At 71.0% G+C, this 20775-nt stretch carries 15 protein-coding genes; 9 read left to right on the top strand and 6 right to left on the bottom strand.

The features are described 5' to 3' along the window. Window positions 1-3: 3 nt before the first annotated feature. Window positions 4-714, bottom strand: a complete 711-nt coding sequence (locus ACSDR0_RS19165; protein ID WP_435290194.1) for a hypothetical protein — start codon at window positions 712-714, stop codon at window positions 4-6. A gap of 988 nt (window positions 715-1702) precedes the next feature. Here ACSDR0_RS19165 and ACSDR0_RS19160 point away from each other — a divergent pair. Further along, window positions 1703-2395 (top strand): hypothetical protein, encoded by a 693-nt coding sequence (locus ACSDR0_RS19160; protein WP_435290193.1) that lies wholly within the window; start codon window positions 1703-1705, stop codon window positions 2393-2395. Window positions 2396-2409: 14 nt separating this feature from the next. Next, window positions 2410-5343: an AAA family ATPase gene (locus ACSDR0_RS19155; protein WP_435290192.1), complete on the top strand. Its 2934-nt coding sequence runs from the start codon at window positions 2410-2412 to the stop codon at window positions 5341-5343. 222 nt (window positions 5344-5565) lie between these two features. On the opposite strand, the gene ACSDR0_RS19150 is transcribed toward ACSDR0_RS19155, so the two are convergent. Both ACSDR0_RS19150 and ACSDR0_RS19145 read right to left on the bottom strand, forming a co-directional pair. Next, window positions 5566-5796, bottom strand: a complete 231-nt coding sequence (locus ACSDR0_RS19150; protein ID WP_435290270.1) for a DUF397 domain-containing protein — start codon at window positions 5794-5796, stop codon at window positions 5566-5568. A 33-nt stretch (window positions 5797-5829) separates the two neighbouring features. Further along, window positions 5830-6654 (bottom strand): helix-turn-helix domain-containing protein, encoded by an 825-nt coding sequence (locus ACSDR0_RS19145; RefSeq protein WP_435290191.1) that lies wholly within the window; start codon window positions 6652-6654, stop codon window positions 5830-5832. Window positions 6655-6846: 192 nt separating this feature from the next. Between ACSDR0_RS19145 and ACSDR0_RS19140 the strand changes: the two genes are divergently transcribed. Both ACSDR0_RS19140 and ACSDR0_RS19135 read left to right on the top strand, forming a co-directional pair. Then, window positions 6847-7254 (top strand): ATP-binding protein, encoded by a 408-nt coding sequence (locus ACSDR0_RS19140; protein ID WP_435290190.1) that lies wholly within the window; start codon window positions 6847-6849, stop codon window positions 7252-7254. Window positions 7255-7406: 152 nt separating this feature from the next. Continuing rightward, entirely contained in the window at window positions 7407-9236 is a 1830-nt protein-coding gene (locus tag ACSDR0_RS19135) for a M14 family zinc carboxypeptidase (RefSeq protein WP_435290189.1), read from the top strand. 199 nt (window positions 9237-9435) lie between these two features. Here the strand turns inward: ACSDR0_RS19135 and ACSDR0_RS19130 are convergent, their stop codons facing one another. From ACSDR0_RS19130 to ACSDR0_RS19120, 3 genes are all read right to left on the bottom strand, one after another. After that, window positions 9436-10245, bottom strand: coding sequence for a class I SAM-dependent methyltransferase (locus tag ACSDR0_RS19130; RefSeq protein ID WP_435290188.1), 810 nt, complete (start codon window positions 10243-10245; stop codon window positions 9436-9438). Between the two features lie 265 nt (window positions 10246-10510). Further along, window positions 10511-12046 carry an aldehyde dehydrogenase family protein gene (locus ACSDR0_RS19125; protein WP_435290187.1) on the bottom strand — a complete coding sequence of 512 codons (1536 nt, stop codon included), beginning with the start codon at window positions 12044-12046 and terminating at the stop codon, window positions 10511-10513. A 169-nt stretch (window positions 12047-12215) separates the two neighbouring features. Then, a complete protein-coding gene (locus tag ACSDR0_RS19120; protein ID WP_435290186.1) occupies window positions 12216-12647 on the bottom strand; it encodes a cupin domain-containing protein in 432 nt (143 codons plus the stop codon). A gap of 96 nt (window positions 12648-12743) precedes the next feature. Here ACSDR0_RS19120 and ACSDR0_RS19115 point away from each other — a divergent pair, with 96 nt between their 5' ends. The 5 genes from ACSDR0_RS19115 to ACSDR0_RS19095 all read left to right on the top strand — a co-directional run bounded on the left by ACSDR0_RS19115 (window position 12744) and on the right by ACSDR0_RS19095 (window position 20698). After that, a complete protein-coding gene (locus tag ACSDR0_RS19115; RefSeq protein WP_435290185.1) occupies window positions 12744-14324 on the top strand; it encodes an SWIM zinc finger family protein in 1581 nt (526 codons plus the stop codon). After that, on the top strand, window positions 14321-15733 hold the full coding sequence (locus ACSDR0_RS19110; protein ID WP_435290184.1) for a DUF5691 domain-containing protein: 1413 nt from the start codon (window positions 14321-14323) through the stop codon (window positions 15731-15733). The genes ACSDR0_RS19115 and ACSDR0_RS19110 overlap by 4 nt, the downstream gene beginning before the upstream one ends. Next, on the top strand, window positions 15733-16800 hold the full coding sequence (locus ACSDR0_RS19105) for an ATP-binding protein (RefSeq protein ID WP_435290183.1): 1068 nt from the start codon (window positions 15733-15735) through the stop codon (window positions 16798-16800). Before ACSDR0_RS19110 ends, ACSDR0_RS19105 begins: the two co-directional genes overlap by 1 nt. A 183-nt stretch (window positions 16801-16983) precedes the next feature. Continuing rightward, window positions 16984-19554, top strand: a complete 2571-nt coding sequence (locus ACSDR0_RS19100) for a DUF5682 family protein (RefSeq protein ID WP_435290182.1) — start codon at window positions 16984-16986, stop codon at window positions 19552-19554. After that, window positions 19547-20698, top strand: coding sequence for a VWA domain-containing protein (locus ACSDR0_RS19095; RefSeq protein ID WP_435290181.1), 1152 nt, complete (start codon window positions 19547-19549; stop codon window positions 20696-20698). The genes ACSDR0_RS19100 and ACSDR0_RS19095 overlap by 8 nt, the downstream gene beginning before the upstream one ends. The last annotated feature ends 77 nt before the right edge of the window (window positions 20699-20775 follow it).

Genomic DNA, 20775 nt, shown 5'->3' with positions numbered 1-20775 from the left:
AGGTCACCCCCGTGCCCTAACGGGCGTCGGCTTGGTGCGAGAAGAGGTCGACCCGCTCCGGGAGGGGGGCCGGCGCTTGGACCTGACCCGCGGCTCCTCTTCCTCGTCCTCTTCTTCCTCTTCCTCGTCCTCCTCGTCTCCGGAGTCTTGCGGCGCCCTCCGGGCGGGCTTGGCCTCCGGGCCACGGCGCTTGGCGGAGGCGGGACGCCTGCGGACGGGCGGGGCCTCCTCTTCCTCTTCTTCCTCGTCCTCCTGCTCCTCCTCGTCCGTCTCCGGTTCGTACTCGTCCTCCTCTTCCCGTCGCTTGGCCTTCCTGCGGGACAGGAGGCCCTTCATGCGCCCGCGGCGTCCCTTGGGCTTCTCGCCCTCCTCGCCCTCCTCGGGCTCCTCTCCCAGGTCCTCCAGCGGGTTGCGCAGAGACTCCGCCCGGTCGTGAAGCCTGGTGCTCATCGAGTCGATCTGCTTGCTCACCGCGGCCTTGGCGGCGGCCTTGCTCGCGTCCACGAGATCGCTTCGGACACTTTCCGTGATCTTCGCCAGTTCCGGGGAGGAACTGAGCACCTTCAGCCCCTGCTGGAGAAGGTCGCCCTGACCGGAGCTCAACCGGCCGGTCGCTCCGGCGGCGGCCAGCGCCATCGCCAGTCGCAGCTTCTGGCGTCGCCCCAGGAGGTAGCCGCCGGCTACGGCGAGGGCTATCCGTACTTCGTTGTTCACGATCATCACTCCTTGTCGGCCGCCTCGTCGTGCGCTTCACCTCCCTGTGGGGTTTTCACCGGCACATCGCTGAGGAAGGCGGCAGTGATGGTGTTTTAATGCCTTTTATTGTAAAAGCATAAAAACATCACGTTTTGTGAATTATATACCCCTATACCCCGAAAATGCCGAACGAAGGTATATGTAGGTAAAAAAGCAACAAAAGGGGCATTGCTCTGGTTGGGGGCGTTCCGCGAGCTCTTTCGCGTCCTCCACCGCAGTGGGTGCGTCCGCGCGGGGTGGAGGGAATGATCGCCCGAACCTGGCGGCCCGATCACCGGGGCCGCCCCCAGGGGGGCGGTGATCACCGGCGGCCGCGGCCTCGACCGATGGCGACGGCTCCCGATTGGTTCGCGAGACTTTGCCGCCGAAAATAATCCGTTGTTATCGTTAATGTCGCATCGAATGGGTGCGCATGCCATTCATCGATTCATGTCGCGGCGGGGAGGGCCCTCCGCGCCCGTGCCTTCAGGAGATGCCGCCGGCTCTCACCGGTCCTGGTCGCGGGCCTTCTCCGCCCCGCTCGGGCCCCGGATCATCCCCCTCCGGCCTCGGCTTCGGATCCCTTTCCGCCCCGGCCCGGCCGGGGACGGTCGTGGCCTCGGCCGGAGCCCGGCTCGGGGCCGATCGAGAATGCCGCGAGGGTGTGACCGGCACGTCTCGTGCCGGTGCCGGCCCGCTTCGCGACACGGTTCGGCGCACGGTGCGGTTCGGGGATCGTCCGGCCCGGAGAAAAAGGCGGAGAAGGCCCGCCAACCCCTGTTCCGAGACGGAGGTTGAGGGTTCAATGATGGCGGGAATCCAACAGCGGCATTGTGTAACAAGTGAAGCCCGGTTCCCGGAAAGATTTGGTCAAGTTTTTCGAGATAGGCGAGCCAGGACAGGAGAGAGTCGCGTGAAAAACGGGCACAACCACCTCGTCAACCCGTAAAGCGGAGGTATAGCCCTGGTGAAAAGATCAAGGGCCGGGTTCGCCGTGGTGGCTGGGGCGGTCGTCTTCGCCATGGTCGGCGGGCTCACGGGATGCGCACGTGCCGAGTTCACCTACGTCCGCCACGACGACGGGCAGACGTACTTCAAGGTTCCGGCGACCTGGCAGAAGGTCGACCAGGTGGCGCTGGACAAGGCGACCATCGGGGCCGATCCCGAATCGGCCACCGCGCGGCTGCGCAAGCAGCTCATCTGGTCGGCCGCCTACGACGCCCACACCGAACCGTCTCCCGACCACCTTCTCGGCTACGGCACCGGGGACGAGCCGTTCGTCTTCGCCCGGATCGCCAAGCTCCTCCCCGAGGAGCAGGACTCGTTGTCCCTGAACACCATGCGCAACTCCGTCCTGCCCGTCACCGAGACGGTGCGCAAGGAGTACGCGGAGATCCCCGGTTACCCGTTGCGGGACTTCGAGCTGCTCGCCGACGAGGTGCTCCAGCCGGGAGACGGCCTGCGCGGGGTGCACGTGCGGTTCAACTACGCGATTCAGGGAGCCGGGATCGAGACCTTCGACCTCACCTCCTACCTGGCCCAGGACGGCAAGCGGATCTCCACCCTGCTGATCCGCTGCTCGGCCGCCTGCTACCGGAAGCGCGCCGGGGAATTCGAGAAGATCGCGCAATCCTTCAAGGTCAAGCGACTCACCGGGTGAGGAGAAGCCCGTCCATGAAGTCACCTCCACCGCCTCCCAACTTCGAAGGACTTCGAGCTCCCGGCTCCGGCCCGACGGATCCGCATCCCGACAAGCGCAAGAAGATGCCGTTCTGGGACCGGATTAAATTCCTCCTCATTCTTACGATCATCTATTTCATCCTGGTGTGGAGTGAGATGGCCTCGTACGAGGGCATCATCACGTTCCAGGATGCGATGATCATCACCGCGATCGCGGCGCCGTGGATCTTCTGGCTCGGGGGGGCCGAGTTCCTGCGGCAGCTCCACTTCTTCGTCAGCGAGCGTTCCGCCGGATACAACCGCTTCTGGACGCGTGGCGTGTTCGGCGGTTTCGAGCGCTGGACCCACCGCCGCTTCTCCGACTGGAACCGCTTCAGGATGGCGCGCGCCATCAAGTGGGTGTTCTGGATCGCGGTGCTCGCCCTCATCCTCGGCGAGGTGCTGGACACCTCCCCGGCGCTCGCGCTGTTCCAGGCGCCCGCGCTGCTCTGGCAGGCCCTGCCGTACGTGGCGCAGCTCGCCTTCGCGTTCTTCTTCATCGCCTTCCAGTTCATCGGCCTGTTCTGGCTGCTGTCGCGGGGCGGGGTGGAGACGTACTTCCCCGACGACATCAAGACCCGCTTCACCGACGTCTGGGGCCAGGACCACGTCGTCGAGCGGGTCAAGGAGAACATCGTCTTCCTGGAGAGACCGGACGCCATCGAGGAGCGCGGCGGTTACGTGCCCAGCGGCCTGCTGCTGTGGGGCCCGCCGGGCACCGGCAAGACCCTGATGGCCGAGGCCGTGGCCGGGGAGACCGGCAAGCCGTACGTGTTCGTCGACCCCGGCGCGTTCGTCAACATGTTCATGGGCATCGGCATCCTGAAGGTGAAGTCGCTGTTCAGAAAGCTCCGCAAGCTCTCGCTGCGGTACGGCGGCGTGATCGTCTTCTTCGACGAGGCCGACTCCCTGGGCAAGCGCGGCTCGCTGGCGCAGCAGGGGCCCAGGGGCGGTCCCGGTTTCTCCCCGCACACCGCCGGATGCCACGGCTTCGGCTACCTCAGCGAGGACACCCGGTGGCTGCTGACCCGCCAGGGCGCGGCCGAGCAGAAGGAACCCGACACCGGCCGCAGCCGCTTCATGATGGGCGGCATGGGCGGGGGCGGCGGTGACCCGGGCACGCTGCAGGCGCTGCTCACCGAACTGTCCGGCCTGAAGAAGCCGAGGGGCATCGTCAACCGGCACGTGCGAAGGCTCTTCGGCATGCGGCCCAAGCCGCCGCCGAAGTACCGGATCCTGGTCATGATGGCCACCAACATGCCCAACTCGCTGGACGAGGCGTTGCTGCGGCCGGGCCGCATCGACCGCATCTACAAGGTGGGCTACCCGTCGAAGGCGGGCCGGGTCCGCACCTACCGCGGCTACTTCGACAAGGTCGTCCACGAGCTGACCGACGCGCAGCTGGACAAGCTGGCGACGATCACGCCCTACGCCACCGGTGCCACGATCAAGGACCTGGTCAACGAGTCGCTGATCACCGCGATCCGCGACGGCCGGGAGGTCATCACCTGGTCGGACGTGACCCGCGCCAAGCGGCTCAAGCAGCTCGGGCCGCCCGAGGACGTGGAGTACATCGAGCGCGAGCGGCACGCGGTGGCCGTGCACGAGGCCTGCCACGCCGTGGCGGCGTACCGTACCCGCTACCACCTCGAGATCGACATCGCCACGATCGAGAAGGGCGCCGACTATCTCGGCATGGTCGCGAGCATCAAGCCCGAGGACCAGTTCACCCGCTGGAAGTCCGAGCACGAGGCCGACATCATGGTCTCGCTCGCCTCCCTGGCGGGGGAGCGGATGTTCTTCGGCGAGGACAACTCCTCCGGTGTCTCCGGCGACCTGTTCTCCGCGACGTACCTCACCGCGCTGATGGAGGCGCACTGGGGCATGGGCCGCGGGGTGACCTCGGTGCCCGCGCTGCAGGAGCTGGAGATCATGGGCGGCAAGTCGATGCCCAAGCCCGGCGGCGGGGGCATCGGCTTCACCAAGGCGCCGGGCGGCAGCCAGCCGCTGGCCCCCGACGTGCTGGGCGAGCGCATCGAGTTCAACCTGGTGCGCCTGCTCGACCGGACCGAGGAGCTGCTGCGCGAGTACCGGCGGGACATCCTGTGCCTGGCGCACGCGCTGGAGGCGCACAAGACGCTCAACGGCGACGACGTGGTCGCGATCCTGGAACGCAGGCGGGGACCGTTGATCGACGGCTCCATCTACATCTCGGACGACTTCTACGCCGAGATCGAGGAGTATCACCTGGAGGCGGCGCGGGCGCACCGCGAGCACAGCCACGTGGCGCGCGCCCTGCCGATTCCGCCGGCCGTGCCCCGGCTCGAACCCGCCGCCGCGGTCATCCACGGTGCGGTGCTCACCGGCAACGGCCACGGCTCCACGGTGCCGAGCACGGTGCCGAGCACGGTGTCGACCGCGGTGACCCCCGCGGCCGTCGCCGAACCCGACTTCGTGCCCTGGGGCGACGACACCCCGGTGCGTCGCCCGTCACCGCCGCCGCCCGCGTCGCCCCCACCACCCGTCGCCCCCACCCCGCGTGGCGGGAGGTCGCGGATGGTGTTCGTGATCGCGGCCAGCCTGGCCGCGCTGGCGGCCTTCACCGCGCTGGGCACCTACGTGCTCAACGGCGGGACGGCCGCGATGGGCCGGTCGGGCTCGCCGGATCCCGGCACGCTCGCGGTGGTGTTCGTCGCCGTACTGGCGGCGATCGTGGGGGCGGCCATCGTGGCCGCGGTCACCCGGGGGTCGCAGGCGGCCAGGGCCAGGGCCGAGGCCCAGCGGGACAGCGCCGTGGAACGGGCCCAGTTGCTCGCCGCGGCGATGGACCCCGAGGTCGCCATGCGGATCCTCGGCTACAACGGCACCGACGAGCGGCCCCCGCGCTGAGGGATTCGGGGGTCTCGGGATTTCCAACGAACAACGGACAGCGAGAAACGGACAGCGAGCAACGGTAACGGACAACGAGCGGCGCGAGACGCCGGTGGGAACGGCGGCGAGCGGTGAGTGACGCGTGACGGGTGACGAGCACAGCCCGCCGGGCCGAGGCCGCGGGCGGGCTGTGGTCGCGGGCTCCGGGGGAACCGTGAGGCTGGTTCCCCCGGAGGTCCGTCAGTCGAACTCGCCGTCCTTCACGCCGCCGACGAAGGCGTCCCACTCGCTCCGGGTGAACGCCAGCGCCGGGCCGCCCGGATCCTTGGAGTCGCGGACGAGATACAGCTGGTCGGCGTCCGCCTTGTGCCTGGCGACCGCTGGGGCACCGGGGACGACCGCCACCTCCACGCAGTTGCCTCCGTTGGTGCTGCGACCGCTCTTACGCCACTGGGCGCCGGACAGATCCATCGTGGACCCTCGCACTTTTTCTTCCTTCTACAGCTAGGGAGAGGAAAACCTTCTCGCCATCTGGGCGATGAAGGCTGCCGACGCCTCCTGACTGAGAGCCATGGCGCAGAGGCTCTCGAACATGGAGGCGTATCGGCGGACTTGTTCAGGGTCGTCCGGCAGGAGCCCGCTCGCGGCCTGCTCCAGGTAGAGCAGGTCGGGATCCTCCGGTTCGGGGAAGCTGAGCAGGCAGAACTGGCCGTCCATCGCGGGGTGGGCCCCCGCGGAGAACGGGACGACCCGGATCTCCACGTTGGGCAGCCCGCTGAGATGGACGAGATGCTCCAACTGCTCCGACATGATGTCGCGACCGCCGATCCGACGCCGGATCACCGCTTCGTCGAGCACGGCGACGAGGTGGATCGGGTCGCCGGGTCCGTGCAGCAACCGCTGGCGCGAGATGCGCACGGAGACCGTCTCCTCGACCTTGGAGGGGGTCAGAACAACTGAGGTCGCCTCGATCACCGCGCGTGCGTACGGTTCGGTCTGCATCAGGCCGGGGACGACGAGCGGCTCGTACGAGCGCACGAGCGACGCCTCCGCCTCAAGCCCGATGTAGGAGTCGAAGCCAGGTTTGAGAGCCTGACGGTGGGGGTGCCACCAGCCCCGTCTTCTGGCTTCCACGGCCATCTGGATCAGGGAGTCTCTGGCCTCCCCGGTCACGCCGTACACATCGGTGAGGGCGGACACGTCCGAGGGGCGAGGGCGGGACAGGCCCGTCTCGTACCTCCAGACGGTGGTGTCGGTGGAGCCGATCCGCTCGGCCACCTCCACCCGTGTCAGCCCGCTGTCCTTTCGCAGACGGCTCAGCTCAGCCATCAGACGGCGATGACGGGCCGTGGGGCTGCGTCGAGAAGCCACGCATCCACCTCCCTCCGTCCTTTGATAGCAAATCTGTGGAATCCCAACATGAGGTATTGCAGTCCTTGATAGAACAGTTCACCGTGAGTGAGTGTGCCATCTCAGAGGGCGATGTGCATGGGATATGCGTGTCGGGGAGTGAGGTCAACCATGACGACCGGACGGCGGGCCGTCTCACCTCGATCAACGGTGACCCTCAAAGGGGTCCCGGAGTCGGTGTCGGTGGCGCGGAGCCGGGTCAGGGAGCTGCTCGGTGAGGGGCACCCCGCGTCCGACGACGTCGTCCTCCTGGTGAGCGAGGTGGTGACGAACTCGGTGATCCACTCCGGTTCCGGAGGGGGTGGCGAGGTCGCGATGACCGTGGCGGTGGGATCGGCCGCGGTGGTGGTCGAGGTCTGCGACGCGGGGTCCGGGTCGTCGGCGCCGCACGTGCGCAACGACCCGGAGGCGGAGGGCGGGCGAGGCATGTTCCTGGTGGACCTGCTCGCCGACAACTGGGGCATCCAGGACGACGCCCCCGAGGGCTCCAGGACACTCTGGTTCGAGGTCGTCTTCTGAACTTGGTCCAGGTCTCGCCCCGGCCCCGTCCGGCCGCGCGCCCGAGTTCCCGCTGCGCCAAAAATTTGGGCCTTTGCTAATCAACGCCGCTGCTTGACTCTCGGTGGAGGCGCGCGACAAAACCCTAGAGTGCGTGCCTGAGGAGGACGCAGGTGAGACGCCGTCTGATCGTGGTGTTCGCCGCCCTGGCGCTGTTATGTCTCGGTGTCACCGGGGCGGGAGCCTCGGCCGAGCCGCAACCGAACAGCCAGTACAAGGTCCAGGGGCCGAGCACCGCCCAGCAGCGAAGCGCGGTGGCCGCCACCGGTGCCGCGATCGACCAGGTTGACCCCGACTCGGTCGTGATCACCGCCAGCGAGGCGGAGGTCGCCGAGATCAAGAAACTCGGCTACACCGTCACGAGGATCCCCAGGTCGTTATACCCGACCGGGCCAGAACAGCGCTCCGACTTCCCGTCGGCCGACTCCGGCTACCACAACTACGCCGAGATGACCGCCGCGGTGAACCAGATTGTCGCCGACCACCCGACGATCGCCCGCAAGATCAGCTACGGCACCTCGTACGAGGGACGCGACCTGATCGCCGTCAAGATCAGCGACAACGTCAACACGGACGAGAACGAACCCGAGGTGCTGTTCACCCACCACCAGCACGCCCGCGAGCACCTGACCGTCGAGATGGCGATCTACCTGCTCAACCTGTTCACCGACGGGTACGCCACCGACAGCCGCGTCGCCAACCTGGTCAACGGCCGCGAGATCTGGATCATGCCGGACCTCAACCCCGACGGCGGCGAGTACGACATCGCCACGGGCTCCTACCGCTCCTGGCGCAAGAACCGCCAGCCCAACTCCGGCTCCTCGGCCGTGGGCACCGACATGAACCGCAACTGGGGCCACAACTGGGGCTGCTGCGGCGGCTCCTCCGGCTCCGCCTCCAGTGACACCTACCGGGGCTCGGCGGCCGAGTCGGCGCCCGAGGTCAGGGCGGTGGCCAACTGGGTGCGCAGCCGGGTCGTCGGCGGCGTGCAGCAGATCAAGTCGCACATCGACTGGCACACCTACAGCGAGCTGATCCTGTGGCCGTACGGCTACACCTTCGACGACACCGGCCCGGGCCTGACCCAGGACGACCGTGACGCCCACGCGACCCTGGGCCAGAACATGGCCTCCACCAACGGCTACACCCCCCAGCAGGCCAGTGACCTCTACATCACCGACGGCACGATCGACGACTGGCTGTGGGGCGTCTACAAGATCTTCAGCTACACCTTCGAGATGTATCCGGTCGGCTCCTCGCCGGGCTTCTACCCCCCCGACGAGCAGATCGTCCCGCAGACCACCCGCAACCGGGAGGCCACGCTGCGCTTCCTGGAATACTCCGACTGCGTCTACCGGATCATCGGTAAGGAGTCGCAGTACTGCGGCACCGGCACCCCGCCGGTGACCGTCTACTCCGACGAGTTCGAGACGGCGACCGGCTGGACGGCCAACCCCTCGGGCACCGACACCGCCACGCTCGGCCTGTGGGAGCGCGGCGACCCCGAGGCCACCACCTCCAGCGGAGCCAAGCAGCTCGGCACCACCGTCAGCGGCAGCAACGACCTGGTCACCGGCAGGCTCGCGGGAGCCGCGGCGGGTGACCACGACATCGACGGAGGAATCACCAGCATCCGGTCACCGGCCATCACCCTGCCGTCGACCGGGACGCTGAACCTGTCGCTGTCGTGGTATCTGGCGCACGGTTCCAACGCCTCCAGCGCCGACTTCCTGCGCGTGAAGGTCGTCGGATCCACCACCACCCAGGTGTTCCAGCAACTCGGCGCGGCCTCCAACCGCAACGGCGCCTGGGCCGTCGCCACCGCCAACCTCTCCGCCTTCGCGGGGCAGACGGTCCGCATCCTGATCGAGGCCGGTGACGCCTCTGGCGCCTCCCTGGTCGAGGCCGGAATCGACAACGTCAAGATCACCCAGCAACCCTGAGCCGCCCTCGGGGCGCCTCCACCCGAGGCGCCCCGAGCCTTTCCCTCTCACCTGTTCACCCGGTCGCCCGGGAACTCCGGGTCGCTCAAAGACCCCGGGTGTTCGGGAACCCGGAGTCGTTCGGGAACCCCGGGCCACGCGGGAGCCCGGAGGGAGATCGGGGCGGCGAGCCCGCGAGGTCCCGAGGCTCACCCGAAGGTCAGACGCGGCAGACCAGCTCGCCGTGGAGCAGCGACAGCCAGCCGTCCGGCTCCCCGGCCCAGGCCCGCCAGCCCTCCGAGACGCGGCGCAGGTCCTCCTCGGTGGCGGCGCCCGAGGCGAGCGCCTGGCGGGCCATGTCGGACTTCAGGATCCGCTCGGCCCACATGCCGCCCCACCACGCGCGGTCGTCGGGGGTGGCGAAGCACCAGGTCGAGGAGGTGGCCGAGACGTCGGTGAACCCCGCCGCGTGCGCCCACGACAGCAGCCGCCGCCCCGCGTCGGGTTCGCCGCCGTTGGCCCTCGCCACCCTTTGGTACAGGTCCAGCCACTCGTCCAGCTCGGGTATCTCGGGGAACCATGTGAACGCGGCGTAGTCGCTGTCGCGTACCGCGACGATCCCGCCCGGCCGGCAGACCCGCCGCATCTCGCGCAGCGCCCGGACCGGGTCGCCGACGTGCTGCAGCACCTGGTGGGCGTGGACGACGTCGAAGGTGTCGTCGGGGAACTCCAGCGCGTGCGCGTCCGCCACGGCGAACGCGATGTCGGAGCGCCCGCGCTGCTCCGCCTCTGCTCGGGCGAGCCCGAGCGCCTCCTCGGTGATCTCGACCGCGGTGACCGCGCCGGGCGCGATTCGCTCCGCCAGGTCGGCGGTGATGGTGCCCGGCCCGCAGCCCACGTCCAGCAGCGTCATGCCCGGCCTCAGATGCGGCAGGAGGTAGGCCGCCGAGTTCTCCGCCGTGCGCCACCTGTGGGACCTGAGCACGGACTCGTGGTGCCCGTGCGTGTAGACGGCGTCCTCGCCTGTCATGGAAGTCCTCCCCGTTCTCGTCACGCTGGTCGGACCGTATCAGGAGTCTCATATTCCAAGAAGAATGGTCTCACAATATGGTCGTAATGACGGTCCGCGGCATGTCCGCATGGATGACCCCAGGGGGCCCGCGAGCCCCCGGGAGTTCGTGCTCACGGCTTCCCGGCGCGATCGCGCCGGGAAGCCGTGAAGGGACACCTTCGCGACCCTGTCCAGGTCGGAAGGCCGGAAGGGGAGAGGGCGAGAGGTCGGGGACGCCGGGGCGTCAGAGGCGGAAGTCCAGGTCGGGGACGATTTCGGCGACGTCCATCTGGGCCTTCTGGAGCCTGCCCGAGTGGTCCCAGTTCATCGCCTGCCAGCGGGTGAACTGGTCGAGGACCCACATTCCCGACTGGCGGCTGCCGTTGCCCGACTTGCCGTTGCCGCCGAAGGGCAGGTGGGCCTCCGCGCCGGAGGTGGAGTTGTTGACGCTGACCATGCCCGCGCCGATGCCCTCGCGGAAGCGGAAGGCCGACGCCGGATCGGTGGTGTAGATGGAGGAGGAGAGCCCGTAGCCGGGGAGGTTGGCCAGGTCGACGGCCTCGTCCAGCGTGGCGAAGGGCGTCACGCCGACGATGGGACCGAAGGTCTCCTCCAGGAAGAGCCGGTCACCGGGGCGGACGCCGTCCACGACCACCGGGTGGTAGTAGAGGCCGCCCTCTCCGGTGAAGTCGCCACGCGGGTTGTCCGGGGTGATACGGCCGGTGGGACCGGAGACGACCGTGTGGTGCGGCTGGATCCAGCCCAGATACTCCTCGTAGCGCGAGGCGAACCTCTGGTCGAGCAGCGGCCCGCACAGCACGTCCCCCGAGGGGTCGCCGACCGCGGCCCCGGCCACGGCGCGCGCGTACCGGCGGAGGAACTCGTCGTGGACGCTCTCGTGCACGATCACCGTGCCGAGCGACGTGCACCGCTGCCCGGCGGTGCCGAAGCCCGCGAACAGCGCGCCCTCCACGGCCAGGTCGAGGTCGGCGTCGGGCGTGACCACCATCGGGTTCTTGCCGCCCAGCTCCAGGCAGGGAGACTGCAGGTGGCGCCCGCACAGCTCGCCGACGCGGCGGCCCACCTCGGTGGAGCCGGTGAACCCGACCTTGTGCACGGTGCCCTCGGCCAGCGCCGCCTCCAGGCCCCCGAACGTCGCGGCACCGTCGGCGAGGACCAGGTTCAGCACGCCGTCGGGCAGCCCGGCCGCGGTGAACAGCCGGTAGAGCGCGTGCGCGGAGGCCGCCGCGTACTCGGCGGGCTTCCACACCACCGCGTTGCCGCACAGCAGCGCCGGGACGAGATACCACGACGGCACCGCGACCGGGAAGTTGCCCGCGGTGATCACCGCGGCCACCCCCACGGGGACCCGGAAGGTGAACAGGTTCTTGTCCGGCATCTCCGAGGGAACCGTCTGCCCGTACAGCCGCCTGCCCTCGCCGAGGAAGAAGTCGCACGTGTCGACGATCTCGCGCACCTCGCCCAGCGCCTCGGCGTACGGCTTGCCGATCTCGCGGGTGATCAGGCGGGCCAGCTTTTCGGCGTTGGCCTCCACCAGGCGTCCGATCGAGGCGATCACCCGCCCCCGGACGGGCGCGGGGACCCGCGCCCACTCCCGCTGCGCGGCGGCGGCCGTGCGGCACGCGGAGGAGAACGTGCTCGCGTCCGCCAGCCGGACCCGCGCGACCACCTCGTCAACACGAGCCGGGTTGACCGACTCGTAGGCCGCGCCGTTGGACGTTTCTTTTCCGCCGATGACGGAGACGATCTCGCTGGTCACCTTTGACCTCCCGGTGTGGACCTTTGACCGCATTCTCCCCGCGCGGAGGAGGCCGTCACATCGGCCGGGGGGCCGTTCACGTCATTTCCTCACAGCGGCCCGCCCGTCACACCGCCCGTCACGCCGCTTGTCGCCCTGCCGTCCGCGTCGTCGGCCGTCGCGCCGTCTCTCAGACCATGCGGAAGTCGGCGAAGTCGAAGCCGGGGGACACGACGCAGCTCACCAGCACGCCCTCGTCACCGGCGGGACGGGCGGCCTGCCAGGTGCCGCCGGGCACCACGGCCTGGAGGACCTGCCCCTCCTCCACCAGCGGCCCCAGGGTCACGGTGCCGATGGGCTGGCCCTCGTGGCCGCCGAGGATCAGCGTCAGCGGGCCGCCCCGGTGCCAGAACCACACCTCGTCGGAGGCGACCACGTGCGGGCGCGACTCCTCGCCGGGCTCCAGCAGGAAGTAGATCCCGGTGGCGGTGGCCCGCGTACCGGCGTACCCGGGCGGGGTGAGGTCGACGGAGGTCCTCCAGGTCTCGCGGAACCAGCCGCCCTCGGGGTGCGGCAGCAGGTCAAGGGCCTCGGCGAGCGGAGGGCGCGAAGGAGTCGTCACCGCACAGATTCTAGGGACCTGATTCCGGTGAACGTGCCGCGGGACGATTGTGAGGACGGCCCGGATTTGTCGGCGGGGTTGGCTAGGTTCGGGTCCGTGATCGAACGGTGGAACCGGGACCAGGTGCTGGCGCTCGCGCCCGACGCCTCGTCCCAGAAAGCGGCCCGGGGAATCTCCTCCCCCGGCAAGTGGTCGGGATCCGGAGCCACCGCCGACGCGGTGTGGGGCGAGTGCGCGGGCAGCGGCTCCAAGCCCTACCGGGCGTGCGTCGACCTGTCCGAGCCCGCTTACCGGTGCAGCTGCCCCAGCAGGAAGTTCCCGTGCAAACACGCCCTCGGCCTGCTGCTCCTGTGGTCGGCCGACGCCGTTCCCGCCGCAGAGGAGCCCGCCGACTGGGTGGGCGATTGGCTCGACGGGCGACGCGGCCGCGCGGCCAGGGCCGCGGAGGCGGGGGCGGCCCGCGCCGCCAGGACCGCCGAGCCCGGTGCCTCGGACGGCCGCCGGGCCGCACAGCGCGAGCATCGGGTGACCGCGGGGCTGTCGGATCTGGAGCGCTGGCTCGCCGACCAGGTCAGGCAGGGCATCGCCGGGTCGCGGCGCCACGACCAGTGGGACGACCTGGTCAAACGCCTGGTCGACGCCCAGGCGCCCGGCGTCGCGGGCTCGCTGTCCCGCCTCGGCGCGGTGCTGGACGGCGACGACTGGCCCGCTCGCCTGCTCGGTGAGTACGCACTGCTGCACCTGCTCTGCGTGGCCCACCGCCGTCTCTCCGCTCCGGCCGGCGACGGCTCCGGTATCGGTGGTGGCGAGGGTGCCGGTATCGGTGACTCCACTGACCCCGGTGGCCCGGGGGCGGCGGGGCCCGCCGGGGACGCCGGTCACCCGGCCGACGGCCAGGGAGTGCCGGACGGGGGGATGTTCCGGGACACGGTTCCCGCCGGGCTTCTCGAAAGGGTGCGCGACCGGGTCGGCTTCCCGGTGACGAAGGAGGAGGTGCTCGCCCGCGGTGCCGTCCGCGACCTGTGGGACGTGCTGGGACGGCGCGACGAGGAGCACGACCGGCTGATCGCGCGCCGGGTCTGGCTTCGCGGGCGCGCGACGGGCCGGGCGGCGCTGGTGCTCTCGTTCGCCCCGGTCGGGCAGGCCCTCGACGCCTCGCTCGTTACCGGTACGACCATCGACGCGGACCTGGCGTTCTATCCCGGCTCGGCCCCGCTGCGCGCGGTGGTCGCCGCCCGTCACGATCCCGTCCGTGATGACCGCGTCCGTGATGACCCCGCTCACGATGACGGCGTTCGTGATGACCGCGTTCGTGATGACGCCGCTCACGATGTCCCCGCTCACGATGACGCCGCCCGTCACTGTCTCGCCCAGGCCGGTCCGCCGCCCGGATTGACCGTCGAGCAGGCCCTCGACGAGGTGGCCGAGGCCCTGGCGGGTGACCCCTGGCTCGACTCCTGGCCGCTCGTGCTGGAGGGGGTGATTCCAGCGGGGAGCGGTTCGCGGCTCCTGGCCGGGCCCTCCGGCGGGCTGCCGCTCCACCCGTCCGCGGGCACCCCGTGGCGGTTGGTCGCCACCTCGGGGGGCCACCCGCTGACCGTGGCCGCCGAATGGACCCCGAGGGGCCTGCGCCCCCTCACGACCTGGGACGAGGAAGGCCGGGTGATCGTCCTGTGAGCACCTCCGCCGAATGGGAGGACCTGGTGTCCACCGCGCTCGTCGGGACCGACCGGCGCCCTCTGCCCGGGGAGGGGGCGAGCGAGGTCGAGTTGCTCGGGCGCGCGGCCGTGCACACGCTGCGGATGCGCGCGGGGCGGCGGCCGGTCGCCCCGGGCGAGCTTCCGGCCGTCGCGGCACCCGAGGAGCAGCCCGCGGTCTCGCGCGCCGCGGGCGACCGGCTCGCCCGCATCCTCGGCGGTGAGCAGCCGAGGCTGCTTACCGAGTGGCTGGAGACCGCGGCCGCGCGCGGATACCGCCTCTCGCCGCACCTGCTGCCCGAGCTTCTCGACCACGCGGCCAAGGACCGGTCGATCCGCCCGCACCTTGGCGTCCTCGCCGGAAACCGGGGCCGCTGGCTGGCCGGGCTGAACCCGGCGTGGGACTTCCTGCTGGAGGAGGTCACCGGAGTGGCCACCATCGGCTCCGACGGGGCCTCCGAGGTCTGGGAGTTCGGCACCTCCGGTGACCGTCGCGTCCACCTGGGGGCGCTGCGCGCGGCCGACCCGGCGAGGGCAAGGGAGTTGCTCGCCGCCACCTGGGAGAAGGAGACCCCCGACGACAGGGCGGCGTTCCTGGAGGTTCTCATCACCGGGCTCTCGCCCGACGACGAGCCGTTCCTGGAGGCCGCGCTCGACGACCGCCGCCGCGAGGTCCGCCACCAGGCCGCCGACCTGCTCACCCGGCTCCCCGGATCGCGCCTGGCCCTGCGCATGGCCGAGCGGGCCGCCCGGTACGTCAGCGTCGTCGACGGTGAGATCCACGTCAACCCGCCGGTGGCCTGCGACAGCACCATGGAGCGCGACGGTATCCGGGCCAAGGCGCCCCGGGGGACCGGCGAGCGGAGCTGGTGGCTGCAGCAGACCGTGGCCCGCACCCCGCTCGGCGTCTGGCCCCGGCTGCTCGGACGGCCGCCCCGCGAGCTCGTCCGGATGAAGATCGTCGACTGGGGTCGCGAGATCATGGCCGGCTGGGTCAGGGCCTCCGTCCTCCAGGGTGACCCGGAGTGGGCGCTGGAGCTTTTCGCCTCGGATCCGATCGCCGACCTGCTGGCCGCGCTGCCCCGCGACAAGCAGGAGATCGTCGCGGCCGACTTCGTACGGCGGCACGGCCTGGACGGTCAGCTGATCATGGTTCTCGGCGGGGCCGCGGTCCCGTGGGGGCCCGCCCTGGCCACGGCCGTCCTCCAGAAGATCGTCGATGTCTCCGGCACCCAGCCGTGGAACCTCGGGGAGCTGGCCAAGCTCGCCGGCGAACGCATCGACCCCACCCTGCACGGCATGGCCGGGCGGCTCTCGCCGGAGCCGCCCATCCAGGAGGTCGCCGCCCTCCTGCGTTTCCGTGACGACATGTTGAAGGAGCTCGAGTAGTGACAACGGTTCTGCGGGCCCACGCCGAAGACCAGTACGCCGAGGAGCTGGCGATCCTGGCCAAGGGCGACGACCGTGCCCGCCCGCCGGGCTGGAAGCTGTCGCCCTGGGCGGTGACCACCTACGTCCTGGGCGACGGCGACCAGATCACCCCCAAGTACATCGGGCCACGGCGCATCGTCGAGGTGGCCGTGGCGACGCTCGCCACCGACCGCGCGCTGCTGCTGCTCGGCGTGCCCGGCACCGCCAAGACCTGGTTGTCTGAGCACCTGGCCGCCGCGATCAGCGGTGACTCCACCCTCCTGGTGCAGGGGACGGCGGGCACCGCGGAGGAGGCCGTCCGCTACGGCTGGAACTACGCCAGGCTGCTGGCCGAGGGCCCGTCCATGGAGGCGCTCACGCCGAGCCCGGTGATGCGGGCGATGGCCGAGGGGCGGCTCGCCCGCGTGGAGGAGCTGACCCGCATGCCCTCCGACGTCCAGGACGCGCTGATCACCGTGCTGTCGGAGAAGACGCTGCCAATCCCCGAGCTCAACCGGGAGGTCCAGGCCACGCGCGGTTTCAACATCATCGCCACCGCCAACGACCGTGACCGCGGGGTCAACGACCTGTCGAGCGCGCTGCGCCGCCGGTTCAACACCGTCGTGCTGCCGGTCCCCGCCACCGCGGAAGAGGAGGTGGACATCGTCTCCCGGCGGGTCGGTCAACTCGGACGCTCCCTGGAGCTGCCCGAGACCCTCACCGGCCTGGAGGAGATCCGCCGCGTCGTCACGGTCTTCAGGGAGCTGCGCGCCGGCGTCACCGAGGACGGCCGCACCAAGGTCAAGTCACCCAGCGGAACGCTCAGCACCGCCGAGGCCATCTCCGTCCTCACCAACGGCATCGCCCTGGCCGCTCACTTCGGCGACGGGGTGCTCCGCCCCTCCGACGTGGCCTCCGGAATCGTCGGCGCCGTGATCCAGGACCCGGTCTCCGACCGCGTCGTCTGGCGCGAATATCTGGAGACCGTGGTGCGCGAGCGCCAGGACTGGCGTGACTTCTACCGGGCCTGCCGTGACGCGGGCTGAGGCGGCGGCCCCCTGGAGGGGCACGTTCCCGATTCCCGCGCCGCCGGTTTCGCCGGTCGCGGTTTCCTGGCCGGGTGGGGAGCGCCGAATCCCCGTGCCGCCGGTCGCGGTTTCCCGGCCGGGCGGGGAGTACCGAATCCCCGTGCCGCCGGTCGCGGTTTTCCGGTCGGGCGGGGAGCGCCGATGAGCGTCTCCGTGCTGGGGATCCGGCACCACGGCCCGGGGTCGGCGCGATCCCTGCGTGACGAGCTCGAACGCCTCAAGCCGGACGTCGTGCTCATCGAGGGCCCGCCCGAGGCGGACGAGCTGGTCGAGCTGGCCCGCGACCCCGACCTCCAGCCACCGGTCGCGTTGCTCGCCCACGTGCCCGGCGAACCGTCCACGGCCGCGTTCTGGCCGTTCGCGGTGTTCTCCCCCGAGTGGCAGGCGATCCGCCACGCCGTCGCGGCGGGCGTCCCGGTCCGCTTCTGCGACCTGCCCGCCGTGCACAGCCTCGCCTCCCGTCCCGGCGCGACCGGTCACGCCGAGCCGGGGGAGACCGGTGACACCGAATCGGCGGAACCCCAGGAGGGCGCCGGGACGGGAGGACCGGCCGCGAAGACCCCCGGCTCTCGGGGCGAGGCGGCCCACGACGGTGAGACGGATGGTGAGACGGGCGGCGGCACGAGCGGTGAGACGGACGGCGCCACCCCGGAGGCCGTACGGGTCGATCCGATCGGAGCTCTCGCCCGCGCCGCCGGATACGACGACCCGGAGCGGTGGTGGGAGGACGCGGTCGAGCACCGTGGCGACACCCCGTTCCACATGATCGCCGAGGCCATGGAGGCCGTCCGCGAGGGGCACGTCGCCGACGAGTACGAGGCGCGGCGCGAGGCCTTCATGCGGCGCACGATCCGCAGGGCGGTCAGGGACGGGTTCGAGCGGATCGTCGTGGTCTGCGGTGCCTGGCACGTCCCCGCGCTGGTGGGCACGTCGCGGGAGGGGGCGCCCTGGGGAGCCGGGCTGCCCACCGTGAAGGCCGACGACGCGCTGCTCAGGGGCCTGCCCAAGGTCAAGGCCGAGATGACCTGGGTGCCGTGGACGTACGGGCGGCTGGCCGCCTGGAGCGGGTACGGCGCGGGAGTGACCTCCCCGGGCTGGTACCACCACCTGTTCACCTCCCCGGACCGTCCGGTCGAGCGGTGGCTGACCGGGGCGGCCGGGGTGCTCCGCGAGGAGGACCTGCCGGTCTCTTCCGCGCACGTCATCGAGGCTGTACGCCTCGCGGAGAGTCTGGCCGTGCTCAGGGGACGGCCGCTGGCCGGGCTGGCGGAGGTCACCGAGGCGGTCAGGGCGGTGCTGTGCGAGGGCGACGACCTGCCGGTGGAGCTGATCCAGCGACGCATGGTCGTGGGGGAGCGGCTCGGCCAGGTGCCCGACACCACCCCGATGGTCCCTCTCCAGCGCCACCTGCGCGAGGAGCAGCGGCGGGTGAAGCTCAAGCCCGAGGCGCTCGACCGGGAGTACGACCTCGACCTGCGCAAACCCCTCGACCTGGAGCGCAGCAGGCTGCTGCACCGGTTGCGCCTGCTCGGCGTCGGCTGGGGCACTCCCCAGGAGAGCCGGGGCAAGGGCACCTTCCGCGAGTCGTGGTCGCTCGCCTGGCGGCCCGAGTTCGACATCGACCTGATCGAGGCGGGCGCCTGGGGCACGACCGTCCCCGCGGCGGCCGCCGCCCGCGTCCGCGACCTCGCCGACGGGGGAGGGACGCCCGGCACGGCCACCGGAGGCGGCGCGTCCGGCGCGGCGCCCGGTCCGGGAGGCGGCGGCCCGGGGACGGCCGGTCCGGGGAGCGGCGGGCCTGGCGGGTCCGCGGGGCCCGGCGGCATGTCCGGCGGGGTCACGCTGGCCGGGCTCACCGGCCTGGTGGAGCGCTGCCTGCTCGCCGACCTGCCGGAGGCGCTGCCGCACGTGCTCGACGCCCTGTCGGCGCGGGCCGCGCTCGACGGCGACGTCACGCACCTGATGGCCGCGCTCCCGGCGATGGTCCGCGCCCAGCGCTACGGCGACGTGCGAGGCACCCCCGCCACCGGCCTGGTCACCATCGTCGAGGCCATGCTCACCAGGATCTGCGTCGGCCTCGGCGGGGCCGTCACCGGGCTCGACGACGACGCCGCCCGCGACCTGATCCGCCACATCGACGCCGTCCACGCCGCCGTCGCCCTGCTCGACACCGGCCCCGCCCACCCGGACGGTTCCGAGGAGGAGACGCCGCGGGGGCGGTGGCTGGTGGCGCTGCGCGGGGCTTCCGGCCGTGCCGACCTGCACGGGCTCATCGAGGGCAGGCTCACCAGGATCCTGCTGGACGCCGCCGACCTCGACACGGCCGAGGTGGGGCGGCGGATGTCGCGGGCGATGTCGGCGGGGCACCCACCGGCCAGGGCGGCCGCCTGGATCGAGGGGTTCCTGTCGGGGGGCGGGCTGCTGCTCGTGCACGACCCCCGGCTGCTCGGGCTGGTTGACGACTGGCTCACCGGGCTCGCCCCGGAGACCTTCGTCGACGTGCTGCCCCTGCTCCGCAGGACGTTCGGCGCCTTCGCCGCCCCGGAGCGGCGCTCGATCGGCTCGCGCGTCCGCTCCCTGGGCGCGGGCACCGACGCCCTGGCGCCGGACGAGGAAGGCTTCGACGAGGAGCGCGCGGCGGCCGCCGTGCGGACCGTGCTGACGATTCTGGGGCCGACGATCTCGGGAAGGACGGGCAGCGCCGATGGATGAGAGACTCCGCCGCTGGCGGATGGTCCTGGGCGGCGACGCGGACGGCACCGGATGCTCGCTCGCCGGGACCGACGCGCAGATGGACGGCGCGCTGGCCGCGCTGTACAACGGCGGTGGTGGTTCCGCCGAGCGGAGCGGGGGCCTGGGCGCCTCCGCGCCCAGGGTGGCGCGCTGGCTGGGCGACATCCGCTCCTATTTCCCCTCGACCGTCGTCCAGGTCATGCAGAAGGACGCCGTCGAGCGGCTGAACCTGACCCGGTTGCTGATGGAGCCGGAGATGCTGGACGCGGTCGAGCCGGACGTCCACATGGTCGGCACGCTCCTGTCGCTCAACCGGGTGATGCCCGAGAAGGCGCGCGAGTCGGCCAGGGCACTGGTCCGCAAGGTCGTCTCCGAGCTGGAGCGGAAACTCGTGCAGAAGACGAAGGCCGCCGTGACCGGTGCCCTGGACCGTTCGGCCAGGACCCACCGGCCCAAGCGGGTCGCCGACATCGACTGGGACCGTACGATCCGGGCCAACCTGAAGAACTACCTGCCCGAGCGCAACACCGTGATCCCGTCCAGGCTGGTCGGGTACGGCAGGCGGCAGCGGGCGGTCCAGCGCGAGGTCGTGCTCTGCATCGACCAGAGCGGGTCGATGGCCGCCTCCGTCGTTTACTCGAGCGTCTTCGGCGCGGTGCTCGCCTCGATGAGCTCGCTGAGGACCTCGCTGGTCGTCTTCGACACGGCGGTCGTCGACCTCACCGACCAGCTCCACGACCCGGTGGAGCTTTTGTTCGGCACCCAGCTCGGCGGCGGCACCGACATCAACCGGGCCATCGCCTACAGCCAGGGTCTCATCACCCGCCCCAACGACTCGATCTTCATCCTGATCAGCGACCTCTACGAGGGCGGCGTACGGGAGGAGATGCTCCGCAGGGTCGCCCAGATGACCGCGGCCGGTGTCCAGGTGATCGTGCTGCTCGCGCTCTCGGACGAGGGCGCGCCCTTCTACGACCACGACAACGCCGCGGCGCTCGCGACCATGGGGGTGCCCGCCTTCGCCTGCACTCCCGACGCCTTCCCCGACCTGATGGCCGCGGCGATCGAGCGCCGCGACATCGGCCAGTGGGCCGAGCGCCGGCTGGAGCGCGCCGCCACCTGATCCCGTCCCGGCGAGGGCGGCGGGCCACGGGGGCCCGCCCTCGCCGGGACGTCCGGGATCGCGCCGGGCCGTCTCCG

The organism is Streptosporangium sp. G11 (genome assembly GCF_051192615.1).
Lineage (GTDB): Bacteria > Actinomycetota > Actinomycetes > Streptosporangiales > Streptosporangiaceae > Streptosporangium.
Note: the sequence above shows the minus strand (reverse complement) of the source record. Positions and strands in the feature narration are given on the sequence as shown.

Excerpts from the sequence above, each read along its gene's own strand:
- ACSDR0_RS19130 (WP_435290188.1), bottom strand. The coding sequence starts at position 10,245 with ATGACAGGCGAGGACGCCGTCTACACGCACGGGCACCACGAGTCCGTG.
- ACSDR0_RS19100 (WP_435290182.1), top strand. The coding sequence starts at position 16,984 with ATGAGCGTCTCCGTGCTGGGGATCCGGCACCACGGCCCGGGGTCGGCG.
- ACSDR0_RS19150 (WP_435290270.1), bottom strand. The coding sequence starts at position 5,796 with ATGGATCTGTCCGGCGCCCAGTGGCGTAAGAGCGGTCGCAGCACCAAC.
- ACSDR0_RS19095 (WP_435290181.1), top strand. The coding sequence starts at position 19,547 with ATGGATGAGAGACTCCGCCGCTGGCGGATGGTCCTGGGCGGCGACGCG.
- ACSDR0_RS19145 (WP_435290191.1), bottom strand. The coding sequence starts at position 6,654 with ATGGCTGAGCTGAGCCGTCTGCGAAAGGACAGCGGGCTGACACGGGTG.
- ACSDR0_RS19155 (WP_435290192.1), top strand. The coding sequence starts at position 2,410 with ATGAAGTCACCTCCACCGCCTCCCAACTTCGAAGGACTTCGAGCTCCC.
- ACSDR0_RS19140 (WP_435290190.1), top strand. The coding sequence starts at position 6,847 with ATGACGACCGGACGGCGGGCCGTCTCACCTCGATCAACGGTGACCCTC.